Origin of the sequence: Rhizobium sp. PL01 (assembly GCF_033447125.1) — a bacterium.
Taxonomy (GTDB): Bacteria; Pseudomonadota; Alphaproteobacteria; order Rhizobiales; family Rhizobiaceae; genus Pararhizobium.
The window spans coordinates 188924-211264 of record NZ_JAWQUM010000013.1 but is presented as its reverse complement, the minus strand read 5'-3'; the positions used below and the strand labels follow the sequence as shown (position 1 = coordinate 211264).

Genomic DNA, 22341 nt, shown 5'->3' with positions numbered 1-22341 from the left:
CTCGGGGGAAGGCAGCTACCCGGCAAGAGGAAACATAACTGTTCATTCGCTGTCAACGGCGGTTAATGCTGTCCGGGATTTGCTCAAATCGCCGTTTGCATAATCTAATTTATGGAACTTTTGGCATCATCCACCTTGGCTTTTGCGGGGCGAATATCTCTTCACATCACAATCTCCATTCAATTTTCAAAAGGCAAACTATCGCTGTAAAGGACAGATCTTCGCAAGGTCGTTGCGAATGGAAGTCGCGGCAACAGCGGCTTGCCCCATCGCATGGCAAATCTGATCGAGGCCAAGCACCAAATCGCCTGCAGCGTAAACGCCTTTGACCGTGGTCCTTTGATGTGAATCGACGACCGGGCATCCGTCGTTCGAAATACGTGCACCAACATCGATTGCGAGATCTGACTGGATCATCGTGCCAAGGGCAGGATAAAGGCTGGCGAAGGATCGGTTGCCCTCGGGAATGGAAACTTCTATTCGATCTGACCTAAGACTGTATCCGAGACAGGCACCATCAAGAAGTTCAATGCCTGCAGCCTTTGCTCGGGCACGCTGCATATGGTCGAGCTCGTGAGGGGCATCCGGGGAAATAAGTGTCAGGTTGGAAGTAAAACCTCTCAAAAATTCTGCTTCGCAAAGCCCATGTTCGCCGGTTCCAATCACACCGATCTGACGATCGGTAACCTCATATCCATCGCATACCGGACAGTAGCGCAAAAGACCGCGTGCCAAGGCTTCATCATGAATAGATTCAGACATTTTCGGGCGCTTGTTGACGACACCGGTGGCGAGCAGCACCGTTTTTGCGCGCCGTTCGCATCCTGCCGCACCTACCACCAGTAGCGGTCCAACTTCCAGCTTCAGCGACAACACTTTTCCGGCCTCAAAACTGGTACCGTATTGAAATGCCTGATCTCGCATACGCGACAAAAGTTCAATTCCGGCAATGCCTCTGGGAAATCCTGCATGATTATGGGTAACTGGGATCATGGCTGCGCGGCTTTTGCCACCGTCGATGACAAGAACCGAAAGGTGAAATCGCGCGAGATAGATTGCCGCGGTCAGTCCGGCTGGACCGGCGCCGATGACGATGCAGTCAAAAGCTCCAGCATTCTGTTTTATATTCATAGCAAACTTCCAGTTTAGGCCGTCCGAAGTCAGCCATACAAAAGAACAATCAAGCCGGCATGGTTTTGAGAGGCCAGCCGCAGGACCTAGTGGTTTGATCGAGACAAAGGAGTCCGATTTGGGATTCCAATTTTTGCATGAATGTGCGACGATCCTGCATGCGCACAGGTGTCACATTTGAGGTTTCCGCTGCCGACCGGGTTCGGCTGAACGCAATCGTTTCGGCAGGCAGCTCGCCGCAAAAGCATGTGTGGCGGGCGAAGATCATCTTGATGACCGACGAGGGCCTGGGAACGGTCTCGATCATGGAGGCGACGGCTAAGTCGAAGACCTGCGTCTGGCGTTGGCAGGAGCGCTTCATGACGGAAGGCGTAGACGGCCTTTTGCGCGACAAGAGCCGGCCGCCCGGCACTGCGCCGCTTGAGGTTGACCTTGTCGACCGGGTTGTTGCTCTGACGCAGGAGCCGCCCACGCAGGAAGCCACACACTGGACGGTTCGTGCGATGGCAAAGGCTGTGGGGATTGCGGCATCCTCAGTCGTCAAGATCTGGCATGAGCATGGTCTCGCACCCCATCGGTGGCGCAGCTTCAAACTATCGAACGACAAGGCTTTCGCCGAGAAGCTTCATGATGTGGTCGGTCTCTATGTCTCGCCGCCTGCCCATGCGATTGTCCTTTCCGTCGATGAAAAAAGTCAGATCCAGGCGCTGGATAGGACGCAGCCGGGTCTTCCCATGAAGAAGGGTCGTGCCGGCACGATGACCCATGATTACAAGCGCCACGGCACCACCACACTTTTCGCTGCCCTGAATGTTCTCGACGGCTCCGTCATCGGCCGCAACATGCAGCGCCACCGGCATCAGGAGTTCATCCGCTTCCTCAACACGATTGAGGCTCAGTTGCCGAAGGATAAGGCGGTTCACGTCATCCTGGACAACTACGCCACACACAAACAGCCCAAAGTCCGGGCCTGGTTGGCGCGGCACCCACGCTGGACCTTCCACTTCGTTCCGACATCATGTTCCTGGTTGAATGCCGTCGAGGGTTTCTTCGCAAAACTCACCCGCCGTCGGCTGAAGAACGGCGTCTTTCATTCGGTCGTTGATCTTCAGGCAGCCATTAACCGCTTTATCAAAGAGCACAACGAAGAGCCGAAGCCGTTCATCTGGAAAGCAGACCCTGACGACATCATCGCAGCCGTCAGACGAGGGCACCAAGTGTTGGAATCAAACCACTAGCGGGCTGAAAAGGGATCAGCCAACGCTGCCGCAGGACGACTTATAGGGTAGCTGATGTCCGATACACGTTGGGCAAGCTTGATGTCGCCATTCTGCTTTAGGAGCGTCCTGAAACTCGGATGCATCCCGCCGTCCTGGTACGCAAGCGGCTCCAACGATTTATTGGACAGAGAGTTGAAGGCATCCTCTTCCTTCTGACTTTTCGCAGCCACCAATAGGTCGGGCGCATCAATCCTCACCGGACACGTCGCCAACGGATTAGCTGGTTGTTGTCCGCCAAAATCGGCATTGAACACGTAGCGTTTTTCGCACACGGCGGCCTCTGGCTCACGCCTTGTTACATCGAAAATGTCAGAACCCTCCTTAAGGTTTTTCCAGAACGCCAGGTTTTCGTCGTCTCTGTGTGCCGCAAGGTTTCTCGGCGTCATATGGAAAGGAAACGCCTGAACCTGGACGGCCTTCTGCCCCCCTTTCAATGCTCTATCCATCACCGCGTAAATTTCCCCGACACCTTGGTCGGTCAAGGCAAAACAACCTGAGGATGAGCATGCGCCATGCACCATCAGGGCCTCTCCGGTATGGCCAAGCGCAGCTTCGAGCCGGTTAGGATATCCAAGATTGAAGGATAGATAGAATTGCGATTTTGGGTTCAAGCTGCCCTGGGTGACCCGGTAAAAACCTTCCGGCGCCTGACGATCACCCGTCTTGGTTTTAGGCCCGAGCTTCCCAGACCATCGACAGATGGGAAAAATCTTGAGAAGCGCGTATTTTCCACTTCCATCGATTTTCCAGACCTCAAGTTCACTTTCCATCTTGAAGATGCGGATCAAAACAGGGCTGTCCGGTTGCATTCCTTTTTTCCGCATATCAGCGAGAAGGTTAGCTGGAATTTCCTGAGAAGGCTGACCAAGATCGTCCAACGACATTTGAACGCAACCGCTGAGGCTCGCTGAAATCATCATGAAAACAACGACAGCGGTCAGCAATCCGCCGATCCTGTATGCCCTATTCGTAAACTTCGTAAATCGCACCTGCTGATGCCAGGATGCAAAGACAGACCCATGCAAGGCCATAATGTCCCTCTTCAAAAACCTAAAAATCCAAACGGAGATTTAAGCTCAAAGAATGGGAGGGCGTTGAGCAACAGACAATTGTTGACCGGGGAACGCGCGCGTCGATTCAGGAACAAAAAGGGCAGTCTCATCGTCATCGGCGCGTTGAGTAGAAAAAGCTACAAACAAGCCATCTGGCTGGCAATGATTGCCAGACCGACTTTCGCCACCTTTTGTATGATGGCGGGCTGCCTCCACCGAATTCTGATAAGCGATTGATGCATTCGGCCCAACATTCTGCCGTTCAAGTCCAATATCGCTGGCGTTGCATGGCACGTACAGTGCGGCAAAGAGCATGACAGCGATGATTGCTTTGATCAGTCCGCGCATCTGGTCCGTTGGAACAATAATGATTCACTCCAGTGACCATGAGCAAAAATGGGACGCGCGTCAATGCTACCAGAACCCAGCAATATTATCCTAGGACAGCAAATATTCTCATATACGACTTTACGGTATGCCTGTTCCAGACATCCACCCATCCTAGGATAGAAAGCACTCCCCTTTGAACGACAGCTGAAATCGCGTCTTATAGGAGCGACAAAAACATGTTCATCCAGCCTATCGATTACATTCTTTTCGGCTGGTTCGTCGGCACGGGTTTGAGTACGCTCTGCGTCGCGTGGGATCAGTTTCGAAACCACCCGGAGCCCACTGTCATGAAGTGTGGTTTCATCCCGCTTTATCTTGGCCCCGTGGGCTCCTACTCTACGCCCTTGCCGACAAGGGACCGGTGTCCGGGAACCCACAAACGCTTCATCAAACTCTTGTGGAAATAAGGCCACGCAACAAACAAGAACATTGAGGTGCAAGGCGCCGCCTTATGCCGTTGATCCATGTGCAAGCCTAGTTTTAAGCCGTTGAGCATCTGATAGCGCCTGCGAAAACCGGCCTTTTGATATTCTGGCGATCTTTAACTCATGTTTGGCCTTAGGCTTTGCGGCGCACTTGCAAGTATACCGAGTGCGATCCAGTTTTCCCCACAGCATAGACATCATATTCTGCTTTGGGGTCCTCTCCCATGCCAAGTGTACCCGCTGGCATGCCGGGAACTGCGATCCCCGCAATACCGGGCGCTTCCTTTAATATTTTCTCGACCGCCTCCAAAGGCACATGGCCTTCAATGAAGAAGGGGCCGATGACCGCGGTGTGGCAACCTTGCATCACGTCTGGAATGCCGTACTTCATCTTGATGGAGCTCAGGTCTTCCATATCCCGTATGGTGACCGCGAAGTCGGCATCCTTCATTGCCTGGGCCCAGGCATGGCAGCACCCGCAATTTGGGTCCTTGTAGACCGTCATTTCAAGCTGGGATGCCCGTGCCGGGGCGGTCTTCGTTGCAGCAAGGCTGGCGACTGCCGAGCAGAGGAATTGTCTCCGGTTCATACGATTTTTCCTTTCCGTAATGACAGCATATCTGGCTCGATTGCGTTCTGTGTCGATGAATTTTCATTCGAGAGTGTGGCGTTCGGCAGTCGCCAGCCTTTGACACTTCCGTAGACGGCCGGAATAACGACAAGCGTGAGAAGGGTCGATGATACCATACCGCCGATCATCGGCACGGCGATTCGTTGCATAATTTCGGAGCCGACACCCGTGCTCCAGAGGATCGGCACCAATCCCGCCATGATAGCGACGACGGTCATCATCTTTGGCCGAACACGTTCGACCGCCCCGACCATGATCGCCCTATTGAGGTCTTCTTTTTCGAATGTCCTGCCTTCGGCCACGCATTTCGCCCTCTCGTCCCTCAGAGCCTGGTCGAGGTAGATGAGCATGATCACCCCGGTCTCCGCGGCGACGCCGGCGAGCGCGATGAAGCCGACTGCGACGGCAACCGACGCGTTGAAGCCGAGCCACCACATCATCCAGATGCCGCCGACCAGCGCGAACGGCAGCGACAGCATGACGATCAGCGTCTCTGTTAGCGCCCTGAAGTTCAGGTACAGCAGCAGGAAAATCAGCGCGAGCGTCAGCGGAACGACGATCATCAGACGAGCCTTCGCCCGTTCGAGATATTCGAACTGGCCGCTCCATGCGACGGAATAACCCGCGGGCATCTCGACGCTTGCGGCGACGGCAGCCTGGGCTTCCGCTACGTAACCCCCGAGGTCGCGGTTGGCGATATCGACGAAGATGTAGACGGCAAGCTGGCCGTTCTCCGTCCGGATGGTCGTAGCACCGCGGGTGAGCTTGACCTCCGCGACTTCGCCCAGCGGAACTGTACCGCCGCCCGGCAGGGAGACCTGAACGTCGCGGGCGATGGATTGCGGGTCGCTGCGAAAGGCCCGCGGGTAACGGATGGCGACGCCATACCGCTCCCTGCCCTCGACTGTCGACGTGACAACCTCGGACCCCAGGGCCATCCCGATGACGTCCTGCACGTCGTCTATGGTGAGACCGTAGCGGCCGAGCGCGTTGCGGTCCGGGATGATGTCGAGATAGTAGCCGCCGATGACCCGTTCGGCGTAGGCGCTCGACGTTCCCGGAACCGCCTTCAGGACAGTCTCGATCTTCCTTGCGACCTTTTCCATCTCCTTGAGGTCGGTGCCATAGACCTTGACGCCTACCGGAGTTCTGATCCCTGTCGAGAGCATGTCGATGCGGGCGCGGATCGGCATGGTCCAGGCGTTTGAGACGCCGGGAAACTGCAGGGCAGCGTCCATCTCCTGCTTGAGGCTGTCGGAGGTGACGCCTGGCCGCCATTCGGATTTCGGCTTCAACGTGATGATGGTCTCAAACATTTCGGTGGGAGCCGGATCGGTTGCCGTCAACGCACGCCCCGCCTTGCCGAACACTGTCTCCACTTCCGGGAACGACTTGATGATGCGGTCCTGCGTCTGCATCAGTTCGGCGGCTTTGGTCACCGACAAGCCCGGAAGCGTCGTCGGCATGTACATCAGCGTACCCTCGTCGAGATTGGGCATGAACTCGCTGCCGATATGCTGGACGGGCCAGGCGGTAACCGCGAGAACCGCGACGGCTGCGAGGATCGTCAGGGTCTTGGCCTTCAGGACGCCCGCAATGACCGGACGGTATATCCAGATCAGCAGACGGTTGAGCGGGTTCTTGTGTTCCGGGACAATGCGGCCCCGGACAAATAGGATCATGAGTGCCGGCACAAGCGTGATGGACAGCAGCGCGGCCGCTGCCATCGCGAAGGTCTTGGTGAAGGCCAGCGGTCCGAACAGGCGTCCTTCCTGCGATTCCAGCGTGAAAATCGGCAGGAACGACACCGTGATAATCAGCAGGCTGAAGAACAGCGGCGGGCCGACTTCGCTTGCCGCTTCGATCAGGACTTCGGTTCGAGGCTTTCCCGGTGGCGCGCGCTCCAGATGCTTGTGGGCGTTTTCGATCATGACGATGGCGGCGTCGATCATCGCACCGATGGCGATGGCGATACCGCCGAGGCTCATGATGTTCGCCCCCAGGCCGAGCGCCCGCATCGCCATGAAGGCGATCAGGATGCCGATCGGCAGCATGATGATCGCCACCAGCGCGCTGCGCACATGCAGGAGGAAGGCAATCGTCACCAACGCGACGACGATCGATTCCTCGATCAGCGTGCCCTTCAGAGTCTCGATCGCCGCTTCGATGAGTTTCGAACGGTCGTAGACGGGAACGATCTCGGTTCCGGCAGGCAGGCTGCTCTGGATCGCCGCAAGGCTCTCCTTGGCGTTTTCGATGACAGTCAGAGCATTGGCTCCAACGCGTTGAAGGACGATGCCGCTTGCGACCTCGCCCTCGCCGTTCAGCTCGGTGATGCCGCGCCGCTCGTCCGGGACCAGCTCGACCCTCGCGACGTCCGACAGACGCAGCGGGATACCAGCATTCGTCTTCAGGACGATGTTCTCGATGTCCTTGATACCCTGCAGGTAGCCCTTGCCGCGCACCATGAACTCAAACTCGGAGATTTCCACGGTCCGGCCGCCGACGTCGCGGTTGCTGGAGCGCACGGCGTCGGCGATATCCGACAGCGAGACGTTCTGTGCCTTCAAGCGCGCGGGATCAACGACGATGGAATACTGCTTGACGAAGCCGCCGACACTGGCGACTTCCGCCACGCCATCGGACTTGGAGACGGCGAAGCGCACCACCCAGTCCTGAAGCGACCGAAGTTCGGCCAGCGACAGTTCCTTGGCGACAACGGCGTACTGGTAGACCCAGCCCACGCCGGTCGCATCCGGGCCGAGGCTCGGTGAAACACCGTCCGGCAGACGGCTTGCGGCCGCGTTCAGATATTCGAGCACGCGGCTGCGCGCCCAGTAGGGATCGGTGCCGTCCTCGAAGATCACATAGACGAACGAAACGCCGAAGAACGAGAAGCCGCGCACGACCTTCGACCTCGGCACGGTCAGCATCGACGTGGTCAACGGATAGGTGACCTGGTCCTCGACAACCTGCGGAGCCTGTCCCGGATAGTCGGTGAAGACGATGACCTGGACGTCGGACAGGTCAGGGATTGCATCAAGCGGCAAGGTGCGCAACGCATAGACGCCGCCCGCGATGGACAGCGCCGCGCCGAAAAAGACCAACAGGAGATTGCGGGCGGACCATGCGATGATATGCGCGATCATGGTTTCACCTCGTCGGTCGTCAGGGCGCTCAACGCGGCATTCAGGTTGCTTTCGGCGTCCAGCAGGAAGTTGGCGGAAACGACGACGCGGTCGCCTGTGGCGATGCCTTTGGTGATCTCGGTCATATCCTCGCCTCGAACGCCCAGTCCGACATCGATCGGTTCGAACCTGCCCTCGCCCTTGTCGAGGAAGACGATCTGGCGGTCGCCCGTATCGATGACCGAACTGTTGGGAACGGCGACGACCGGATTCCCGGCTCCGGCTTCGATCTCAACCTCTGCATACATGTTGGACATTAGTTGGCCGTCCGGATTTGGAAGCTCGATCCTCACCTTCGTGGTCCGGGTTTGCATCTGGATCTCAGGATAAATGAGGTCAACCGTTCCCTTGAACGTCGTGCCAGGCAGATTGCGAACGGCCACGGAGACGATAGCACCCTTGCGGACGGAGGCCAGCTCATATTCAGGAACGTCTGCGATCACCCAGACCTTCGAGATGTCGGCGATGCGAAAGAGAATGTCTCCAGCCTCGGCCATCATGCCACTCACGGCCATGCGCTCCAGCACGACCCCGTCCCGGGGCGAGGTGTAGGCGATGCTCTGGGGCACCTTCCGCTCAGTAGCGATGCTGGTGATCGTTGCCGTCGGCACGCCCAGATTCTTCAGCCGCAGAGCGGACCCGGTATAGGGGCCCAGCTTGCCGCCGTTGCGCATCTCGGTCGCGTATTCGGCCCCAGCAGTGGCGATCTCCTTCGAATAGAAGTGAAAGAGGTCTTCTCCCTTCGCGATCCGGTCGCCCGTGGTGACGTCTGAAACCTCCTCAACGAAGGCGTCCGCCCGCATAGAGACGATGCTGACCATGCGCTCATCGAGTGTGACGGTTCCGGGCACCCGGATTTTCCGGCTGACGCTCATCTTTTCGGCGAGCGCGGTCTTCACTCCCGTCCGCTGGAGTTTGCCGAGCGTAACCTCGACGGTGGAACTGTCGCTGACTTCGCCGTCATAGACAGGGAGATAGTCCATTCCCATGGAGTCCTTCTTCGGCACCTTGGAAGTGTCGGGAAGGCCCATGGGGTTGCGGTAGTACAGGACCTTCCGTTCGGGTGTAACGGCTGCCGTGCCGGCCTCAGGCGCGACTGAGCCGGTCGCACCGAGGCTGATCTCCTCGCTTCCCCGGACGGGCGTGAACGGCCGCCCGTCATCCGTGTTCGCCGGTTTGGCGGAGTATTCGGCCGCGCCGTCCGGGTGGCGATAGTAGATCACCGCTCCCGTCCCTTCGCGGCGCGGTTCCGCCTCTGCGGCCATCCCGGTGCCTTTGACGTATCGCTGCAAGTATGCACCGACATCGTTCTTTCCGGCCCAATAGCCTCCCCCGCCGACGATCGCGGCGAGGGAGAGCGTGGCAATGATGCGCGAGGTGCTCACGGGACAGCCTTGAAGACGACTTCGCCTTTGACCGTCTCAGGCTCACCCTGAACCTTGGCGGCGACCTGGAACCGCCATCCGCCTTCCATGGAAAGGTTCGTCGTGAAGGCGTAGACGCCCGGTTCAGCGGAGGTTGACGGGTCCACAGTCGTAGTCATCATCTCCATGCCTTCTGGAGCCATATCCATACGGGTGGTAAAGATGACTGCATCTGGGACCGTCTTGCCAGTTCGCTTATCGATCAGGCGGACGGATACTGATTGCCCAGCCCCCTGTTTGATGTCCGTCCTGACGGCCTGGAATTCGTAGTCCTGCGCTCCGGCGAAGGAAACGGTGGCGGTGCTGGACAGCATTGCGCCAGCAAGGAGCGCGATCCTCGCGTAAAATGTGGTCTGTTTCATGATTCAATGTCTCATCCTGACGGGTCTGCGACCTCGTCTTCAGTCAATATGGATCACCATCGGTACCGCGTGGATGCAACCTTGCGACCGTGCGGAATCGACGACGTGTTCGATGACCTGGGATCAGACTCTTGGAGGGCGCACTGGCGGATCAACCAGCGAGGAGACAAGCTCGGCATGTGGAGAAATAAGGAATCGATGGGCGGTCCACCCGACGTTCAACGACCACGAATGTGAGGTCGTCACCTGAGCGACGATCGCCGTCGTGCAGAGCACTGCAAGCGGGCAGGATTTGCTCCCGCAGTCAGGCTTGGTCGGTTGTTCGTCGGGACAGCACGGCATGTCGTCAGGCATATCCATGCCAGCCATACCGTCCATCGCGACAGGTCCCGAGGCGGCCATGACACTGTCAGCCGCCCCGATACTCATGGGACCGACGATGATCCCGAGCATGGCGGTCACGAACAGCAGTCGATGGATGACCTTCATGAACCTCATGGTGTTAGTCTGGCACGGAGCCACCTTCATTGGAAGACATCTCACGAAAAAGTGCAGTTGCTTGGTTCCTCGTGGGGAAACATGGTCGCAAATGGTTGATATTCCTTCGCGTGTACGGAAATGCAAAAAAACGTTATATTCTGACCGGGGCCCCTTGACCCTCCCATCGTTGGAAGCCCTACATTCATGGCAACACATCGAAAGGAGACAACAGATGTACGAGTTCGATATCCCCAACATGACATGCGGCCACTGCAAGGGTACCGTGGAGAAAGCTATCAAATCCGCCGACCCGAGCGCCGCTGCTACAATCGATCTAGCGTCAAGGAAGGCGAAGGTGGAGACAGCTCTTGATCCTTCCGTGATTGGCCAGGCGATTGAGAAAGCTGGTTATCCTGTGACTGTCAGCCGACTTTATTGAGCAAGGTGATGCCTCCGCTGACGAGCGAGGGCATCACCTGCTGCGATATATCCGTGAGTTTGCCATGGCAATTATGCGATGAAGTGGTATCTGCCTGGCCGAGCCATGCGGAAACGGCGAGTTTACCGGCTTGCTTCGGACAGGACTGAATGAATTCTTCGAGCTACCCGACGGTCAATTCATTATATGTCGATGTTGGACGCACGGCATCGCTGCCGTTGAGGTGTAACGGCGCGAGGTCGAAGCACAGAGGCTGGAACTGGAGCGTCCTTGCCTCTGTTATCGCCCACTTGGTTTTCGGTTGTATCGTTTTGACCATCATTCCCAGCGTGCGGAAATTTGTCCCACCGGATGACGAGGGTATCACCGTTGAAATGGTCTCACCGCAAAATGTGGACCTCGCGGTACAGCCGCCAATAGCCACCGAGCGCATTGGCCCTGTTGCGGAGGCCCCAGCTGTTCAGGCCGAGGAAACCAACAAGGCGAGTGCCGAAGAACTGCCGCCTATCGGAAAACGCGATGTCGAGCCCGCGCGAATGGTTGCTGCGAGCCAGCTGTATGCCGCCAAGATACTGGCGGCCCCAAGGAGCAAGAAGGTTCGAGAAGCTCTCCGCAAATTGGCGACCGAAGAGCATATGATTCAGCTGTGCAACATCGAAGCGATGGAGCAGGTCCATAGATGGAACAAAACGTTTCAACCGGACTATCTCGTGGCCTACGCGATGTCAGACCCGAAAATGGCAGCCACCGCAATTGACGCCGGCGGCGGTGCATTTCGAAGTAGAAGTCATTGGTACAACATCGGTTTCAAATGTGCCGTGACCGCCGACATCAGTAGGATTGTCTCGTTTGCGTTTTTGGTGGGTAGCGAAATCCCCAAGCAGGAATGGCGAGCCCACAATTTGGCTCCCGATGACGGACCGGACGACTAATACGCCGAGCGGACTCTTGCACACCGTTGGACATCGGTGTCGGTCGATTATTACAGCCTTCGCAGTGATGTTTAAGGACGCTGTCTGGAACCGGCTCGACCGAGCGCGAAAAACCCGGCTGCTGAGGCCGGGTTCTCGACTATAAGGGGCAGTTTGAACCCGCTAGTGCGTGGTGCTGTTGATCAGTGCGTCGATGAGCGCGATCTGTGAACGATTGCCGCGCTTGTATTCATTGATCAATATTTTCGCTTCGGTAGTCGCATCCTTGCGCAGAATGCGATGCTGAGTGCACCAAGCGTCAAGAACCGTCTGGAGCATATTAAGGTCTTTTGGCGGTATTGCGATATCGGATTTTTGCATCATTTCCCTCCCAAGAATTGACATCTTTTTTTGCGAAAAGCCGCCTCCCAACGGCATGCAACTTTAGTCTAAAGTATCAGGGGTTCAAGATGAAAATGTGACATTCTGGTTGAGGTACGCACCCGTTGTCTACCAGTGGTAATCGCCGCCCACGACCCCTTGTCGGCGAGATAAAACCCTGTGTTCTTGCATTTAATTCAACGAATTGCTGTTTCGCTATTGACCTTACCATCATGGGAAGGATTACTTATATGTGCAGTTCAATGAGGATAGTCCCATGACTGCATCATCAAAAATAGAAATCGCGGCCGCGACGCCGATAGCTGCGGACTTTGGTATCGAAGGGATGTCCTGCGCCTCCTGCGTCGTTCGCGTGGAAAAAGCGATTGCGGCCGTCCCTGGCGTTGCTTCGGCCAACGTGAACTTGGCTACGGAACGAGCAACCGTTCGCTTCACGGGAGCGCCGGATACCAATGGGGTACTCCGCGCAATCGAAAATGCCGGATACGAGCCCAAGATTGTCACCCAGGAACTCGGCATCGAAGGCATGACCTGTTCCTCGTGCGTGTCCCGCGTCGAGAAGGCTTTGAAAACCGTTCCAGGTGTGAAGGACGCCTCGGTCAACCTCGCGACCGAGAGGGCGACCGTCCGTATTGTCTCCGGGACTTCCGCACTCTCCCTGGAGGATGCCGTGCGCGCTGCGGGCTATGAGGTGCGCAGGATCACCACGGACCGCTCCACGGATAACAACGAGGATCGTCGAGACCGCGAGGCCAACCGCCTGAAGATGTCGCTGGCTCTGTCAGCCGCGCTGACGCTTCCCCTGTTTGTCCTCGAGATGGGGTCGCATTTCATCCCGGCCATCCATGACTGGATCATGGTGAACATCGGCATGGGCAACAACCTTGTCATCCAGTTCGTCCTCGCCACCATCGTCCTGTTCGGACCTGGCCTCCGCTTCTTCAGGAAGGGCGTTCCCAACCTGCTTCGTTGGACCCCCGACATGAATTCGCTGGTGGTGCTCGGCACCTCGGCCGCCTGGAGCTATTCGGTCGTCGCGACGTTCCTGCCGGGCGTGCTGCCTTCTGGCACGGCCAACGTCTACTACGAGGCGGCCGCCGTCATCGTCACGCTGATCCTGCTCGGCCGCTACCTCGAGGCGCGCGCCAAAGGCAAGACCAGCCAGGCGATCAAGCACCTCATCGGCCTGCAGGCGAAGACCGCGCACGTGAAGCGAGGCGAGGACTTCGTCGAGATCGAAATCGGGGACGTGGCCCTCGGCGATTTCGTCCGCATCCGCCCCGGCGAAAAAGTCCCGGTCGACGGCCGCGTCACCGACGGCACGTCCTACGTGGACGAGTCCATGATCACGGGCGAACCCGTTCCGGTTAAGAAATCCGCTGGCGCCGAGGTGATCGGCGGCACGATCAACAAGACCGGGTCATTCACCTTCGAGGCGACGAAGATCGGTTCGGACACGCTGCTCGCCCAGATCATCAAGATGGTCGAGGCCGCGCAAGGCTCCAAGCTACCGATTCAGGCGCTGGTCGACCGCGTGACAGGCTGGTTCGTGCCGGCCGTGATCGCAGCGGCAACCCTCACCTTCATGGCATGGCTTCTCTTCGGCCCCTCGCCTGCGCTGACCTTCGCGTTGGTCAATGCCGTGGCGGTGCTGATCATCGCCTGCCCCTGCGCTATGGGCCTGGCGACCCCGACATCCATCATGGTCGGCACGGGCCGCGCGGCCGAACTCGGCATCCTCTTCAGAAAGGGCGAAGCTCTCCAGACCCTGCGCGATGTCGACGTCGTGGCACTGGACAAGACCGGCACACTGACCAAGGGCAAGCCGGAATTGACAGACTTCGTTGTCAGCGCTGGCTTCGACCGTGCCGAAACGCTTCGACTTGTGGCCAGCCTGGAGACGCAGTCCGAGCACCCGATCGCCGAAGCCATCGTCGCCGCAGCGAAAGCCGATGGCCTTTCACTCCCCGACGTCTCGGATTTCGAGGCTTCGCCCGGCTACGGTGTCAGCGGTCGGATCGACGGTCGGTCGGTGCTAGTCGGCGCGGACAGGTCCATGACGAGGAGCGGAATCGATATCTCATCGTTCTCGGACCAGGCCGCCGCCCTGGGCAATGCGGGCAAGTCTCCGCTCTATGCCGCCATCGACGGCAGACTGGCCGCCATCATCGCCGTGTCCGATCCCGTCAAGGAAACGACGCCACAAGCGATCAAGGCTCTGCATGCGCTCGGCCTGAAGGTCGCTATGATCACGGGGGACAACAGGCGCACTGCGCAGGCGATCGCCCGCCAGCTCGGCATCGACGAGGTCGTCGCCGAAGTCCTGCCCGACGGCAAGGTCGAAGCGGTCCGCAAGCTGCGGAGCGGCGGGCGCAAGGTGGCTTTCATCGGCGACGGCATCAACGATGCACCCGCCCTGACAGAGGCCGACATCGGTCTTGCGGTCGGAACTGGAACAGACATCGCTATCGAGAGCGCCGACGTGGTGCTGATGTCGGGCGATCTCAACGGAGTGCCGCGAGCGATTGCCATCAGCAAGGCGACGATCCGCAACATCCGGCAGAACCTGTTCTGGGCCTTCGCCTACAACGTCAGCCTCGTTCCGGTGGCGGCGGGCGTCCTCTATCCAGTGAACGGCACGCTGCTGTCGCCGATCCTCGCCGCTGGCGCGATGGGCCTGTCCAGCGTGTTCGTGCTGGCCAACGCGCTGCGCCTGCGGCGCTTCAAGACAACCTGACGGAAGGAAACCACGATGAACATCGGTGAAGCATCCAAGGCCTCGGGCGTCTCGACCAAGATGATACGCTACTACGAGCAGATCAAATTGATCACGCCGGCGCACCGTACCGAGTCGAGTTACCGCACATATGGCGACAACGACGTTCATACGCTGCAATTCATTCGCCGTGCTCGCGACCTCGGGTTCTCGGTCGAACAAATGAAGACGCTGCTAGCCTTGTGGCGGGACCGTTCGCGAGCAAGTTCCGACGTCAAGGCGATCGCGCTTGAACACATCGCGGAACTCGAGCGCAAGGCTGCGGCGATTGCCGCGATGACAAAGACGCTCAAGCATTTGGCCAGTCACTGCCACGGCGACGAGCGGCCGGACTGCCCGATCATCGAAGGTTTCGCCGACACCCTGGAGGACAGCGGGACTGGCGTGCCGTCCAAGTTCGGCCTCGCCAACGTTGTCTAAATGAATTTGATCAGTCCGTCTTGACCCGGAACTTCGCGTGGCACGATGTGCAAGTTTGAAGCATCATGTGGAAAGCATGTTCTGCCGGCATCGATGCTGCATCTCTCGCTGCATCGACCTTTCTTGCGAACGGTCCGCCTCCCATGGCATCTCCCGTTTGCATCCGCATTCCGGGGCCGAGCGTGTCAGGATTTCGATCCGCTGCGACGGACAGGGCCGACGCGTAAATGCCAAGATCGTTTGCCAGCTTGTCGAACTGTTGGCGGTCGGTTTCAATGCTTGGGCTAGCTTTTGAGACAGCCGTGGTGCCGGAACCGTCGAACAGCGCCGACAGGGTAGCTCCCGAGTGAACCCGAATGGTCTCGGCGGCCGCTTTGAACGCTCTTGCGTCGTAGGGCGACGTGTCCTTGAACATGGCGTTGATGGACTTGGCGGCGTTTGCCATCGCCTTCATGCCGTCCTGTCTTTGGACAACGTTGCCGGGCGCGGCGGTCTGGGCGGTTGCTATGGAGATCGCCGTGGCGAATACGGCTATCGGAAGCACAAGAACGGCTAGTTTCTTCGCGCTCGCATTCATCCCCATGCTACACTCCATTTTCCCGGAGGCTGTTCCTCCCGCTTTTGACCATCCCGGCAGACGGACGCCCAACCTTCGGTGTCTGGAAACGTCCTCGCGTTTGATCAAGATCAACGCAACTCTTGCAACGGCACGGCACTGTGCTTGAATACGATAATAGGGTCCGAGCGAAAACATGTTCGCCGTAAGCCAAACCATTCGACGATACGTGAAAGAATTGCTGGCCGTTTTGGTCGCAATTATGTTCCTCGTTGCGCCGATGGCCGAGGCTGCTCCCGTTATTTGCGATAACGGCTCACCTCAAGTTGCACATATCGAAACGTCCATGGGCGACGTAGCTGGACAAGGTGATTTCCACCCTGCCGAGCAGAAGGGTTGCTGCAAAAACGTATGCAGCCTATGCAACGTCATTCTTCCGGCTTCGGACCCTGTTGTTTTTCACCTGGATTCTGGCGCTCAGCGATACTTTGATCCGCAGCAGTCCATCACCGGCCTCCGCTCCTCACCTGCTCTCGGCCCTCCCCGAACCATTGGTTGAATACCTCCGCTCAACGGCGGAATGATCGTCGGTTGCCTGCGATACCGCGCGGCGACCATTTCGGTGACAATTGCCGACACCTCGATACTGGGTCTCCTTGCAAAGTCTTGGGTCAGCCAGGTGGAACGTTCGGAATGAGACGAACCAATAGGGAACTAAATCCAATGGACGTTCAAAAGGGCCATAAAGGTCTCCACCACCATCATCACGGCCACGATGCTCAGGCCACGCTGGCAGCCGAAAAAAGTCCGGTCACCGATCAGACGGAAGGCGTGATTTACACTTGCCCTATGCACCCGCAGGTAAGGCAGATAGGGCCTGGAAACTGCCCAATCTGCGGGATGACGCTGGAACCGGAAGTGGTCACAGCAGAAACCGGACCCAGCGCGGAATATCTCGACATGAGACGCCGTTTTTGGATCGGGCTCGTTCTGTCCGTGCCTGTGCTCATGCTGGAGATGGGTGGCCACCTCACCAATCTCCACATGGTGCTTGGTGCGCAGACTTCGAACTGGATTCAGCTTGTTCTTGCTACACCTGTCGTCCTATGGGCAGGCTTTCCATTCTTCGAGCGAGCATGGAAGTCGCTCGTCACTATGCGCCTGAACATGTTCACATTGATAGCAATGGGGACCGGTGTCTCATGGATTTACAGCGTCGTTGCCACGCTTTCACCTAGTCTTTTTCCGGCGACTCTTCGCTCGGCGGACGGTTCTGTCGCCATCTACTTCGAGGCGGCCGCCGTCATCACGGTACTGGTGTTGCTTGGACAGGTGCTGGAACTGCAAGCACGTGAGCAGACCGGTGGTGCCATCCGTGCACTTCTTGACCTTGCTCCCAAGACGGCACGCCGGGTCCGCGATGGTGTCGATGAGGACATCGACCTGGAGATGGTTGTCGTCGGGGATCGGCTTCGGGTTCGCCCCGGTGAAAAGGTCCCAGTCGATGGCAGCCTTATCGAAGGTCGCAGTTCGGTTGATGAATCGATGATCACAGGCGAATCGATGCCCGTCACCAAAGAGGCCGGTGCAAAGCTGATCGGCGGCACGATGAACCAGACCGGTGGTTTCGTCATGGAGGCAGGAAAAGTTGGCCGAGACACAATGCTATCGCAGATCGTCCGGATGGTCGCAGATGCCCAGCGCTCGCGAGCACCGATCCAGCGCTTGGCCGACGAGGTGTCAGGTTGGTTCGTGCCTGTGGTGATCGGGATTGCCATCGTGGCATTCGCAGCGTGGATGATATGGGGACCAGAACCGCGCTTTGCCCACGGCCTTGTAGCCGCAGTCGCAGTGCTCATCATCGCATGCCCCTGCGCATTGGGTCTTGCGACCCCAATGTCGATCATGGTCGGCGTCGGCCGAGGTGCAGGTCTTGGTGTCCTGATCAAGAATGCCGAAGCGTTAGAGCATTTCGAGAAGATCGACACGCTGGTCGTCGACAAGACTGGAACCCTGACCGAGGGAAAACCCAAGGTAACGTCGATGGCGGCGATAAATGGGTTCACAGAATCCGAACTGCTGCGCCTGGCGGCAACACTGGAACGGGCGAGCGAGCATCCACTGGCAACCGCTATTGTCAACGCGGCGACGGAACGGCAGCTGGTTCTCGGCGTCGCGCTCGATTTCGATAGCCCGGTTGCGAAAGGGGTCACGGGAAGTGTCGACGGACGCAGGCTCATCATAGGCAGCCACCGCATCATGGAGGAAGCTCATATCGATGTCTCGGCTCTTATCAGCCAGGCCGAAGCGATGAGGGGTGAAGGCGCAACGGTAATCTTCATCGCGATAGACGGCCGGGTTGGAGGCCTCTTGGCGATCTCCGACCCGATCAAGACGACGACGCCAGATGCAGTTCAAGCTTTGCTAAAGGCTGGGGTCCGGGTCGTCATGCTGACGGGCGACAACAAGACGACGGCCGACGCAGTTGCGCGAAAACTCGGGATCACCGAGATCGAGGCTGAAATCCTGCCGGAAGACAAGAGCAAGATCGTCAAACGCTTGCGGGAAGAAGGCCGAATCGTTGCTATGGCTGGAGATGGAGTGAACGACGCCCCTGCCCTGGCTGCTGCAGATGTCGGAATTGCTATGGGAACCGGCACGGATGTCGCGATTGAGAGCGCAGGCGTTACTCTGCTCAAAGGCGATCTGCAAGGGATTGTGCGGGCTCGCCAACTGAGTCATGCGACAATGAACAATATCCGGCAGAACCTGTTCTTCGCCTTCATATATAATGCGGCTGGCGTCCCAATTGCCGCCGGAGTGCTCTACCCCTCGTTCGGACTTTTGCTGTCGCCGATCATAGCAGCGGCCGCCATGGCGCTCTCGTCAGTTAGCGTGATTGGCAACGCCCTGAGATTGAGGAGCGTACGGATATGAAATGGGATCGCAAATGGACGCTGATTGCTGCGTCACTGGGCGTCATTCTCGCCTTCTTCCTGCTGCGTGAGCACTGGGCGCATGCATTGGGTCTCGCCCCCTACATTCTCCTGTTAGCTTGCCCCGTCCTGCATCTATTCCATGGTCACGGTGGGCACGGTGGTCACGGCCGCAGCGACGACCGCGTAGGTAAGGATGAAACACGTTGATCTACACACGCTCGGCGCAGACAGATGTCGAGGTGACGACGTCGGCAGAACGGCTATTTGACTACATGGACGACCAGGCAAACCCCGGCACGCACATGGAGAGATCGTCGGCAATGATGTTGTGGGGGAGCATGGCATATGATTTTGACGAAGCTCGCGGCCGAAGTGTCGGCTCCGTAATCAAGATGACCGGAAAAGTAGCTGGTTTGAAACTATATGTGGAGGAAGTCGTCATTCAGCGGCAACCACCGTTTCTAAAATCATGGGAAACGGTAGGAGAGCCGCGCCTTCTCGTTATCGGAAGTTACCGGATGCGCTTCCAAATAGAGGATAACGGGCGTCTCTGCCGTCTCCACGTGTTTATCGATTACGACTATCCTACTTCCGTGGTTGGCCGGATCGCTGGGACCTTGCTAGGTGCAATCTACGCAAGATGGTGCGTCAAGCGGATGGCGGCGGCTGCAAAAGCAGCATTTTCGGCGAAACTCGGCCCGGACTGACGCAGCGGCAGTCGTGAGGGCGATGGGCGTATTAACGAGAGCGGCCTGCTTTGAGGAGAAGACGATGCTCGATAGACGTAAGTGGACACCTTCAGCACTGCTTCTGACGATGACTGCGATCATCGTGGTCGGCATCGGAATTTATTTTGTTCTCTTTCGCCCGCCGATGCTGCCCGAAGACGTGCGTTACATGCAGTTGACGGAAGCCGACCTGTTGGCGGTCGGGCCCAGCTTGAGAGATTGGCTTGGGTTTGTCTTTGCGGTCCTTGGAGGCTTCGCAATGGCGACGGGTATTCTTATGATCACGCTTGCCGCTGAAGCCTTCCGTTCGCGAGAGCCCATAGCAGTGTTCGGTGCCATCCTTGGAGGCGCGGCTTCGATTGGGACGATGACGGTTGTCAATTTCGCGATCAACTCCGACTTCAAGTGGGCACTGCTTGGTCTCTTCGCGCTTTGGGCCGCGAGTTTGATCACCTACTGGTTGGAAGGGGCAAAGGCTAACAACGCCTGATGACACAGGGTGTTGGTGGAGAGCACTCTCATCCGTGCTCTCCACCATCTTTTCAAGCCGCCATTTTTGTGCAGCTCTCCGCACAGCGACGGCAAGCCGCTACACACGACTCCATGTCCCCGACACGCTCACAATCCTCCGCGCACTGAGCGCAGATTTCGGCGCACTCTCGGCAGACGTGCTTGTGATGCTCTGAACCAATGAGCATGAAATGAGCCGAAGTTCGGCAGATTTCCGCGCAGGCCATCATGAGCTTGAAATGTTGCGGTTCGGTGTGCTTGCCGCCCATTTCCAGGCAGTGCCCCATGGCCATCGACAAGCACTCACGATAGCAAGCGAGACAATTGTCGATGCAGGCTTTCATTTCGTCTGAAAGGTGATGCATGCTCGTGCTCCCTTCCCTACTTCGCTTCCTTGTCGAGCCACTCATTCATCTCGGCGATTTCTTTGGTCTGCGCCTCGATGATCTTCTGGGCAGCCTTTTTGGCCCATTCGTTGTCACCATATTTCACCTCAACCTCGGACATGCTGATCGCGCCCATGTGATGGGCGATCATCCCGCAAACGAAGGCGACGTCGGCGTCCTTTTTCATCATGCCTTGCATCATGTTCATGTGCATCGACTTCATGCCTTCCATTGATGCCTTCTGATAGTCGGTCATCATGTCGCCCATGCCCATGTCACCGGACATCATATCCATCTTTGACATGTCCATCTCGGACTTGCACTTTTCCGGATAGGCCATCTCCGCGAAAGAGGCGGCAGGCATAATCACGAGTATTGAAAGAGCGCCTGCTGCAGCGAGCGAATATTTTACGAGAGTTTTCATCTCTATTCTCCTGTTTGGATTCACATATTTGGATTCAGCAAATCAGCTAAGGAGCTTTGGAGGGGGATGGAACGCACGCACGAGCAGGAACGGACTGGGTTCGTTCAGGATTGGCGTAGCAGGTCGGGGACCGACTGCACGGGCGTCCGCACACGGCGGCACTGCCAAAATCGGGCAGCAGTGCAGATTGGTGCAGCAACCGGCATGATGAACGGATGCTGGATTGCGGTGGCCGGGCTCGGTAATCGACGGGCAATTGTGATTGGCGCTGAATTGGCCAGCCGCCGCCGCGCCGTGGAGGTTCACCACCATGAGGCACAGGGCCGCAATTCGTGCCAGGCGGTAAAATGTTCTCAACAGAGGCATTGGAGACGCAATTCCTTTCGCCTTAAACGCGTCTTCCAGAAGAATGTTCCCGTCTCCGCTGGTTGATACCTCGGAACGCCAAGGCTGAGGTTGTCCCGAGCGTCAGCGCCGCGAGGACAAGATAGCGGCCGGTCTTTGCGACTGTAACGAGTATCAAGGAGGACCACAGGGGCTCACGCAACACTCCGGCTATCACCGTCAGCGCATCCCCGAACAGGGGCATCCAAGACAACAGCAGCGACCATCGGCCATACCGCCGATACCAACCACTGGCTCTTTCTAGCGAAGGCTTCTTCACTGGAAACCAAGCCCTGTCCTGAAAACGATCAATGAACCGGCCGAGAATCCAGTTGCACACTGCTCCCAGAATGTTTCCGACACTTGCGACGATGCGCAAGTAGTGCACAGAGAATTTGCCCGAAGCGAGGAGTCCAATGAGCACGGGCTCGGACTGAAATGGCAAAATCGTCGCTGCGCCGAAGGCGACCAGGAAAAGCCCGATATAGGCCGTTAAGCTACTCACTGAATGTAACCCGCATATCTCCCATAAATTCCACACTCCCCTTTAGAGCCCTGTTGACCTTGCCATCGTTGGAAGCTCTACAAGGTTTCTTCATGGTCCTTCGTTGGGATGGTTCCTTGTGCAGCGCCACATAATCGACGCGAATCATCGGCTAGATGAAGCTCGCAATTGACACCTTCAGGACTAATGGTAGTCCTCGGGCATGGGTATGTATCGAATCACATTGGCCAAAATGCTGGTTCTGCTTCGGTTGGTGATCATCGCATCACTGGCGGGATACTCGTTGCCCGCCGCTTCGGCAGCAATGCATGGGTCGATAGCGAGATCGACGGCTGTCCAACCTGACGACCACCACGAGATGACAAACGGCGACCACGTCCATGGAGACGAAAGCGCCTCTCCGGATGACATTCAAAAAATTGCGAAGCAGGAGTGTTGCAAAGACTTCTGCGTGAGTTTTGCGATTGTCGCGACCGCCGATGTGGACGGTGGCCCCGTCGAGATGGATTCCATCCGCAAATTCATCGACGACAATCGCGTCGTCGGAGAACTCGTGCCGCTGCATCGCCCCCCGAATATCTGAATAGGACACGCCCGT

The 22341-nt window shown here is 57.6% G+C and carries 24 protein-coding genes; 11 read left to right on the top strand and 13 right to left on the bottom strand.

All coding sequences use genetic code 11. The features are described from left to right. Window positions 1-198: 198 nt before the first annotated feature. Window positions 199-1131, bottom strand: coding sequence for an NAD(P)/FAD-dependent oxidoreductase (locus R6X40_RS26725; protein WP_318417639.1), 933 nt, complete (start codon window positions 1129-1131; stop codon window positions 199-201). A gap of 158 nt (window positions 1132-1289) precedes the next feature. Between R6X40_RS26725 and R6X40_RS26720 the strand changes: the two genes are divergently transcribed. Continuing rightward, complete coding sequence (locus R6X40_RS26720) at window positions 1290-2369, top strand: IS630-like element IS870 family transposase (RefSeq protein ID WP_318417637.1); 1080 nt, start codon at window positions 1290-1292, stop codon at window positions 2367-2369. Here R6X40_RS26720 and R6X40_RS26715 read toward each other — a convergent pair. The 7 genes from R6X40_RS26715 to R6X40_RS26685 form a co-directional block, all read right to left on the bottom strand. After that, a complete protein-coding gene (locus tag R6X40_RS26715) occupies window positions 2366-3331 on the bottom strand; it encodes a murein L,D-transpeptidase family protein (RefSeq protein ID WP_318417661.1) in 966 nt (321 codons plus the stop codon). The genes R6X40_RS26720 and R6X40_RS26715 overlap by 4 nt on opposite strands. Window positions 3332-3487: 156 nt before the next feature. Beyond that, entirely contained in the window at window positions 3488-3811 is a 324-nt protein-coding gene (locus R6X40_RS26710; protein ID WP_318417635.1) for a hypothetical protein, read from the bottom strand. Between the two features lie 600 nt (window positions 3812-4411). Beyond that, on the bottom strand, window positions 4412-4867 hold the full coding sequence (locus R6X40_RS26705; protein WP_318417633.1) for a DUF411 domain-containing protein: 456 nt from the start codon (window positions 4865-4867) through the stop codon (window positions 4412-4414). Beyond that, a complete protein-coding gene (locus R6X40_RS26700) occupies window positions 4864-8058 on the bottom strand; it encodes a CusA/CzcA family heavy metal efflux RND transporter (protein ID WP_318417632.1) in 3195 nt (1064 codons plus the stop codon). The genes R6X40_RS26705 and R6X40_RS26700 overlap by 4 nt, the downstream gene beginning before the upstream one ends. Continuing rightward, window positions 8055-9482 carry an efflux RND transporter periplasmic adaptor subunit gene (locus R6X40_RS26695; RefSeq protein WP_318417630.1) on the bottom strand — a complete coding sequence of 476 codons (1428 nt, stop codon included), beginning with the start codon at window positions 9480-9482 and terminating at the stop codon, window positions 8055-8057. The genes R6X40_RS26700 and R6X40_RS26695 overlap by 4 nt, the downstream gene beginning before the upstream one ends. Beyond that, window positions 9479-9883, bottom strand: coding sequence for a FixH family protein (locus tag R6X40_RS26690; RefSeq protein ID WP_318417628.1), 405 nt, complete (start codon window positions 9881-9883; stop codon window positions 9479-9481). The genes R6X40_RS26695 and R6X40_RS26690 overlap by 4 nt, the downstream gene beginning before the upstream one ends. A 123-nt stretch (window positions 9884-10006) precedes the next feature. Continuing rightward, on the bottom strand, window positions 10007-10381 hold the full coding sequence (locus R6X40_RS26685) for a hypothetical protein (protein ID WP_318417626.1): 375 nt from the start codon (window positions 10379-10381) through the stop codon (window positions 10007-10009). A gap of 214 nt (window positions 10382-10595) precedes the next feature. Here R6X40_RS26685 and R6X40_RS26680 point away from each other — a divergent pair, with 214 nt between their 5' ends. After that, the gene (locus tag R6X40_RS26680) at window positions 10596-10802 is read left to right on the top strand and encodes a heavy-metal-associated domain-containing protein (protein WP_318417624.1); all 207 of its coding nucleotides are present in this window, start codon (window positions 10596-10598) and stop codon (window positions 10800-10802) included. 149 nt (window positions 10803-10951) lie between these two features. Continuing rightward, on the top strand, window positions 10952-11734 hold the full coding sequence (locus R6X40_RS26675; protein ID WP_318417623.1) for a DUF930 domain-containing protein: 783 nt from the start codon (window positions 10952-10954) through the stop codon (window positions 11732-11734). A gap of 162 nt (window positions 11735-11896) precedes the next feature. Here R6X40_RS26675 and R6X40_RS26670 read toward each other — a convergent pair whose 3' ends face one another. Then, the gene (locus tag R6X40_RS26670) at window positions 11897-12097 is read right to left on the bottom strand and encodes a hypothetical protein (protein WP_318417622.1); all 201 of its coding nucleotides are present in this window, start codon (window positions 12095-12097) and stop codon (window positions 11897-11899) included. Between the two features lie 274 nt (window positions 12098-12371). Between R6X40_RS26670 and R6X40_RS26665 the strand changes: the two genes are divergently transcribed. Together R6X40_RS26665 and cueR are read left to right on the top strand one after the other, a co-directional pair. Further along, the gene (locus R6X40_RS26665) at window positions 12372-14852 is read left to right on the top strand and encodes a heavy metal translocating P-type ATPase (protein WP_318417621.1); all 2481 of its coding nucleotides are present in this window, start codon (window positions 12372-12374) and stop codon (window positions 14850-14852) included. A gap of 15 nt (window positions 14853-14867) precedes the next feature. Continuing rightward, window positions 14868-15311 (top strand): Cu(I)-responsive transcriptional regulator, encoded by a 444-nt coding sequence (cueR, locus tag R6X40_RS26660; protein ID WP_318417620.1) that lies wholly within the window; start codon window positions 14868-14870, stop codon window positions 15309-15311. A 10-nt stretch (window positions 15312-15321) separates the two neighbouring features. Here the strand turns inward: cueR and R6X40_RS26655 are convergent, their stop codons facing one another. Next, window positions 15322-15906, bottom strand: coding sequence for a c-type cytochrome (locus tag R6X40_RS26655; protein WP_412178471.1), 585 nt, complete (start codon window positions 15904-15906; stop codon window positions 15322-15324). Between the two features lie 157 nt (window positions 15907-16063). On the opposite strand from R6X40_RS26655, the gene R6X40_RS26650 reads away from it, so the two are divergent. The 5 genes from R6X40_RS26650 (at window position 16064) to R6X40_RS26630 (ending at window position 20024) form a co-directional block, all read left to right on the top strand. Continuing rightward, window positions 16064-16426 carry a hypothetical protein gene (locus R6X40_RS26650; RefSeq protein WP_318417618.1) on the top strand — a complete coding sequence of 121 codons (363 nt, stop codon included), beginning with the start codon at window positions 16064-16066 and terminating at the stop codon, window positions 16424-16426. A 164-nt stretch (window positions 16427-16590) separates the two neighbouring features. Beyond that, a complete protein-coding gene (locus R6X40_RS26645; RefSeq protein WP_318417617.1) occupies window positions 16591-18804 on the top strand; it encodes a copper-translocating P-type ATPase in 2214 nt (737 codons plus the stop codon). Continuing rightward, entirely contained in the window at window positions 18801-19013 is a 213-nt protein-coding gene (locus R6X40_RS26640; protein ID WP_318417616.1) for a DUF2933 domain-containing protein, read from the top strand. Before R6X40_RS26645 ends, R6X40_RS26640 begins: the two co-directional genes overlap by 4 nt. Next, entirely contained in the window at window positions 19010-19513 is a 504-nt protein-coding gene (locus R6X40_RS26635; RefSeq protein WP_318417614.1) for an SRPBCC family protein, read from the top strand. The genes R6X40_RS26640 and R6X40_RS26635 overlap by 4 nt, the downstream gene beginning before the upstream one ends. Window positions 19514-19577: 64 nt before the next feature. Then, complete coding sequence (locus R6X40_RS26630; protein WP_318417612.1) at window positions 19578-20024, top strand: hypothetical protein; 447 nt, start codon at window positions 19578-19580, stop codon at window positions 20022-20024. 52 nt (window positions 20025-20076) lie between these two features. Here the strand turns inward: R6X40_RS26630 and R6X40_RS26625 are convergent, their stop codons facing one another. From R6X40_RS26625 to R6X40_RS26615, 3 genes are all read right to left on the bottom strand, one after another. Next, a complete protein-coding gene (locus tag R6X40_RS26625) occupies window positions 20077-20409 on the bottom strand; it encodes a four-helix bundle copper-binding protein (protein WP_065280323.1) in 333 nt (110 codons plus the stop codon). Between the two features lie 16 nt (window positions 20410-20425). Beyond that, window positions 20426-20854 (bottom strand): DUF305 domain-containing protein, encoded by a 429-nt coding sequence (locus tag R6X40_RS26620; protein WP_318417609.1) that lies wholly within the window; start codon window positions 20852-20854, stop codon window positions 20426-20428. Window positions 20855-21242: 388 nt separating this feature from the next. Beyond that, window positions 21243-21743 carry a YqaA family protein gene (locus R6X40_RS26615; protein ID WP_318417607.1) on the bottom strand — a complete coding sequence of 167 codons (501 nt, stop codon included), beginning with the start codon at window positions 21741-21743 and terminating at the stop codon, window positions 21243-21245. Between the two features lie 202 nt (window positions 21744-21945). On the opposite strand from R6X40_RS26615, the gene R6X40_RS26610 reads away from it, so the two are divergent. Continuing rightward, the gene (locus R6X40_RS26610) at window positions 21946-22326 is read left to right on the top strand and encodes a hypothetical protein (protein WP_318417606.1); all 381 of its coding nucleotides are present in this window, start codon (window positions 21946-21948) and stop codon (window positions 22324-22326) included. The last annotated feature ends 15 nt before the right edge of the window (window positions 22327-22341 follow it).

What these genes read in the sequence shown, in the direction of transcription:
- R6X40_RS26725 (WP_318417639.1), bottom strand. Translation starts at nt 1,131, where the DNA reads ATGAATATAAAACAGAATGCTGGAGCTTTTGACTGCATCGTCATCGGC.
- R6X40_RS26720 (WP_318417637.1), top strand. Translation starts at nt 1,290, where the DNA reads ATGCGCACAGGTGTCACATTTGAGGTTTCCGCTGCCGACCGGGTTCGG.
- R6X40_RS26715 (WP_318417661.1), bottom strand. Translation starts at nt 3,331, where the DNA reads ATGATGATTTCAGCGAGCCTCAGCGGTTGCGTTCAAATGTCGTTGGAC.
- R6X40_RS26710 (WP_318417635.1), bottom strand. Translation starts at nt 3,811, where the DNA reads ATGCGCGGACTGATCAAAGCAATCATCGCTGTCATGCTCTTTGCCGCA.
- R6X40_RS26705 (WP_318417633.1), bottom strand. Translation starts at nt 4,867, where the DNA reads ATGAACCGGAGACAATTCCTCTGCTCGGCAGTCGCCAGCCTTGCTGCA.
- R6X40_RS26700 (WP_318417632.1), bottom strand. Translation starts at nt 8,058, where the DNA reads ATGATCGCGCATATCATCGCATGGTCCGCCCGCAATCTCCTGTTGGTC.
- R6X40_RS26690 (WP_318417628.1), bottom strand. Translation starts at nt 9,883, where the DNA reads ATGAAACAGACCACATTTTACGCGAGGATCGCGCTCCTTGCTGGCGCA.
- R6X40_RS26685 (WP_318417626.1), bottom strand. Translation starts at nt 10,381, where the DNA reads ATGAGGTTCATGAAGGTCATCCATCGACTGCTGTTCGTGACCGCCATG.
- R6X40_RS26680 (WP_318417624.1), top strand. Translation starts at nt 10,596, where the DNA reads ATGTACGAGTTCGATATCCCCAACATGACATGCGGCCACTGCAAGGGT.
- R6X40_RS26675 (WP_318417623.1), top strand. Translation starts at nt 10,952, where the DNA reads ATGAATTCTTCGAGCTACCCGACGGTCAATTCATTATATGTCGATGTT.
- R6X40_RS26670 (WP_318417622.1), bottom strand. Translation starts at nt 12,097, where the DNA reads ATGATGCAAAAATCCGATATCGCAATACCGCCAAAAGACCTTAATATG.
- R6X40_RS26665 (WP_318417621.1), top strand. Translation starts at nt 12,372, where the DNA reads ATGACTGCATCATCAAAAATAGAAATCGCGGCCGCGACGCCGATAGCT.
- cueR (WP_318417620.1), top strand. Translation starts at nt 14,868, where the DNA reads ATGAACATCGGTGAAGCATCCAAGGCCTCGGGCGTCTCGACCAAGATG.
- R6X40_RS26655 (WP_412178471.1), bottom strand. Translation starts at nt 15,906, where the DNA reads ATGGAGTGTAGCATGGGGATGAATGCGAGCGCGAAGAAACTAGCCGTT.
- R6X40_RS26650 (WP_318417618.1), top strand. Translation starts at nt 16,064, where the DNA reads ATGTTCGCCGTAAGCCAAACCATTCGACGATACGTGAAAGAATTGCTG.
- R6X40_RS26645 (WP_318417617.1), top strand. Translation starts at nt 16,591, where the DNA reads ATGGACGTTCAAAAGGGCCATAAAGGTCTCCACCACCATCATCACGGC.
- R6X40_RS26640 (WP_318417616.1), top strand. Translation starts at nt 18,801, where the DNA reads ATGAAATGGGATCGCAAATGGACGCTGATTGCTGCGTCACTGGGCGTC.
- R6X40_RS26630 (WP_318417612.1), top strand. Translation starts at nt 19,578, where the DNA reads ATGCTCGATAGACGTAAGTGGACACCTTCAGCACTGCTTCTGACGATG.
- R6X40_RS26625 (WP_065280323.1), bottom strand. Translation starts at nt 20,409, where the DNA reads ATGCATCACCTTTCAGACGAAATGAAAGCCTGCATCGACAATTGTCTC.
- R6X40_RS26620 (WP_318417609.1), bottom strand. Translation starts at nt 20,854, where the DNA reads ATGAAAACTCTCGTAAAATATTCGCTCGCTGCAGCAGGCGCTCTTTCA.
- R6X40_RS26610 (WP_318417606.1), top strand. Translation starts at nt 21,946, where the DNA reads ATGGGTATGTATCGAATCACATTGGCCAAAATGCTGGTTCTGCTTCGG.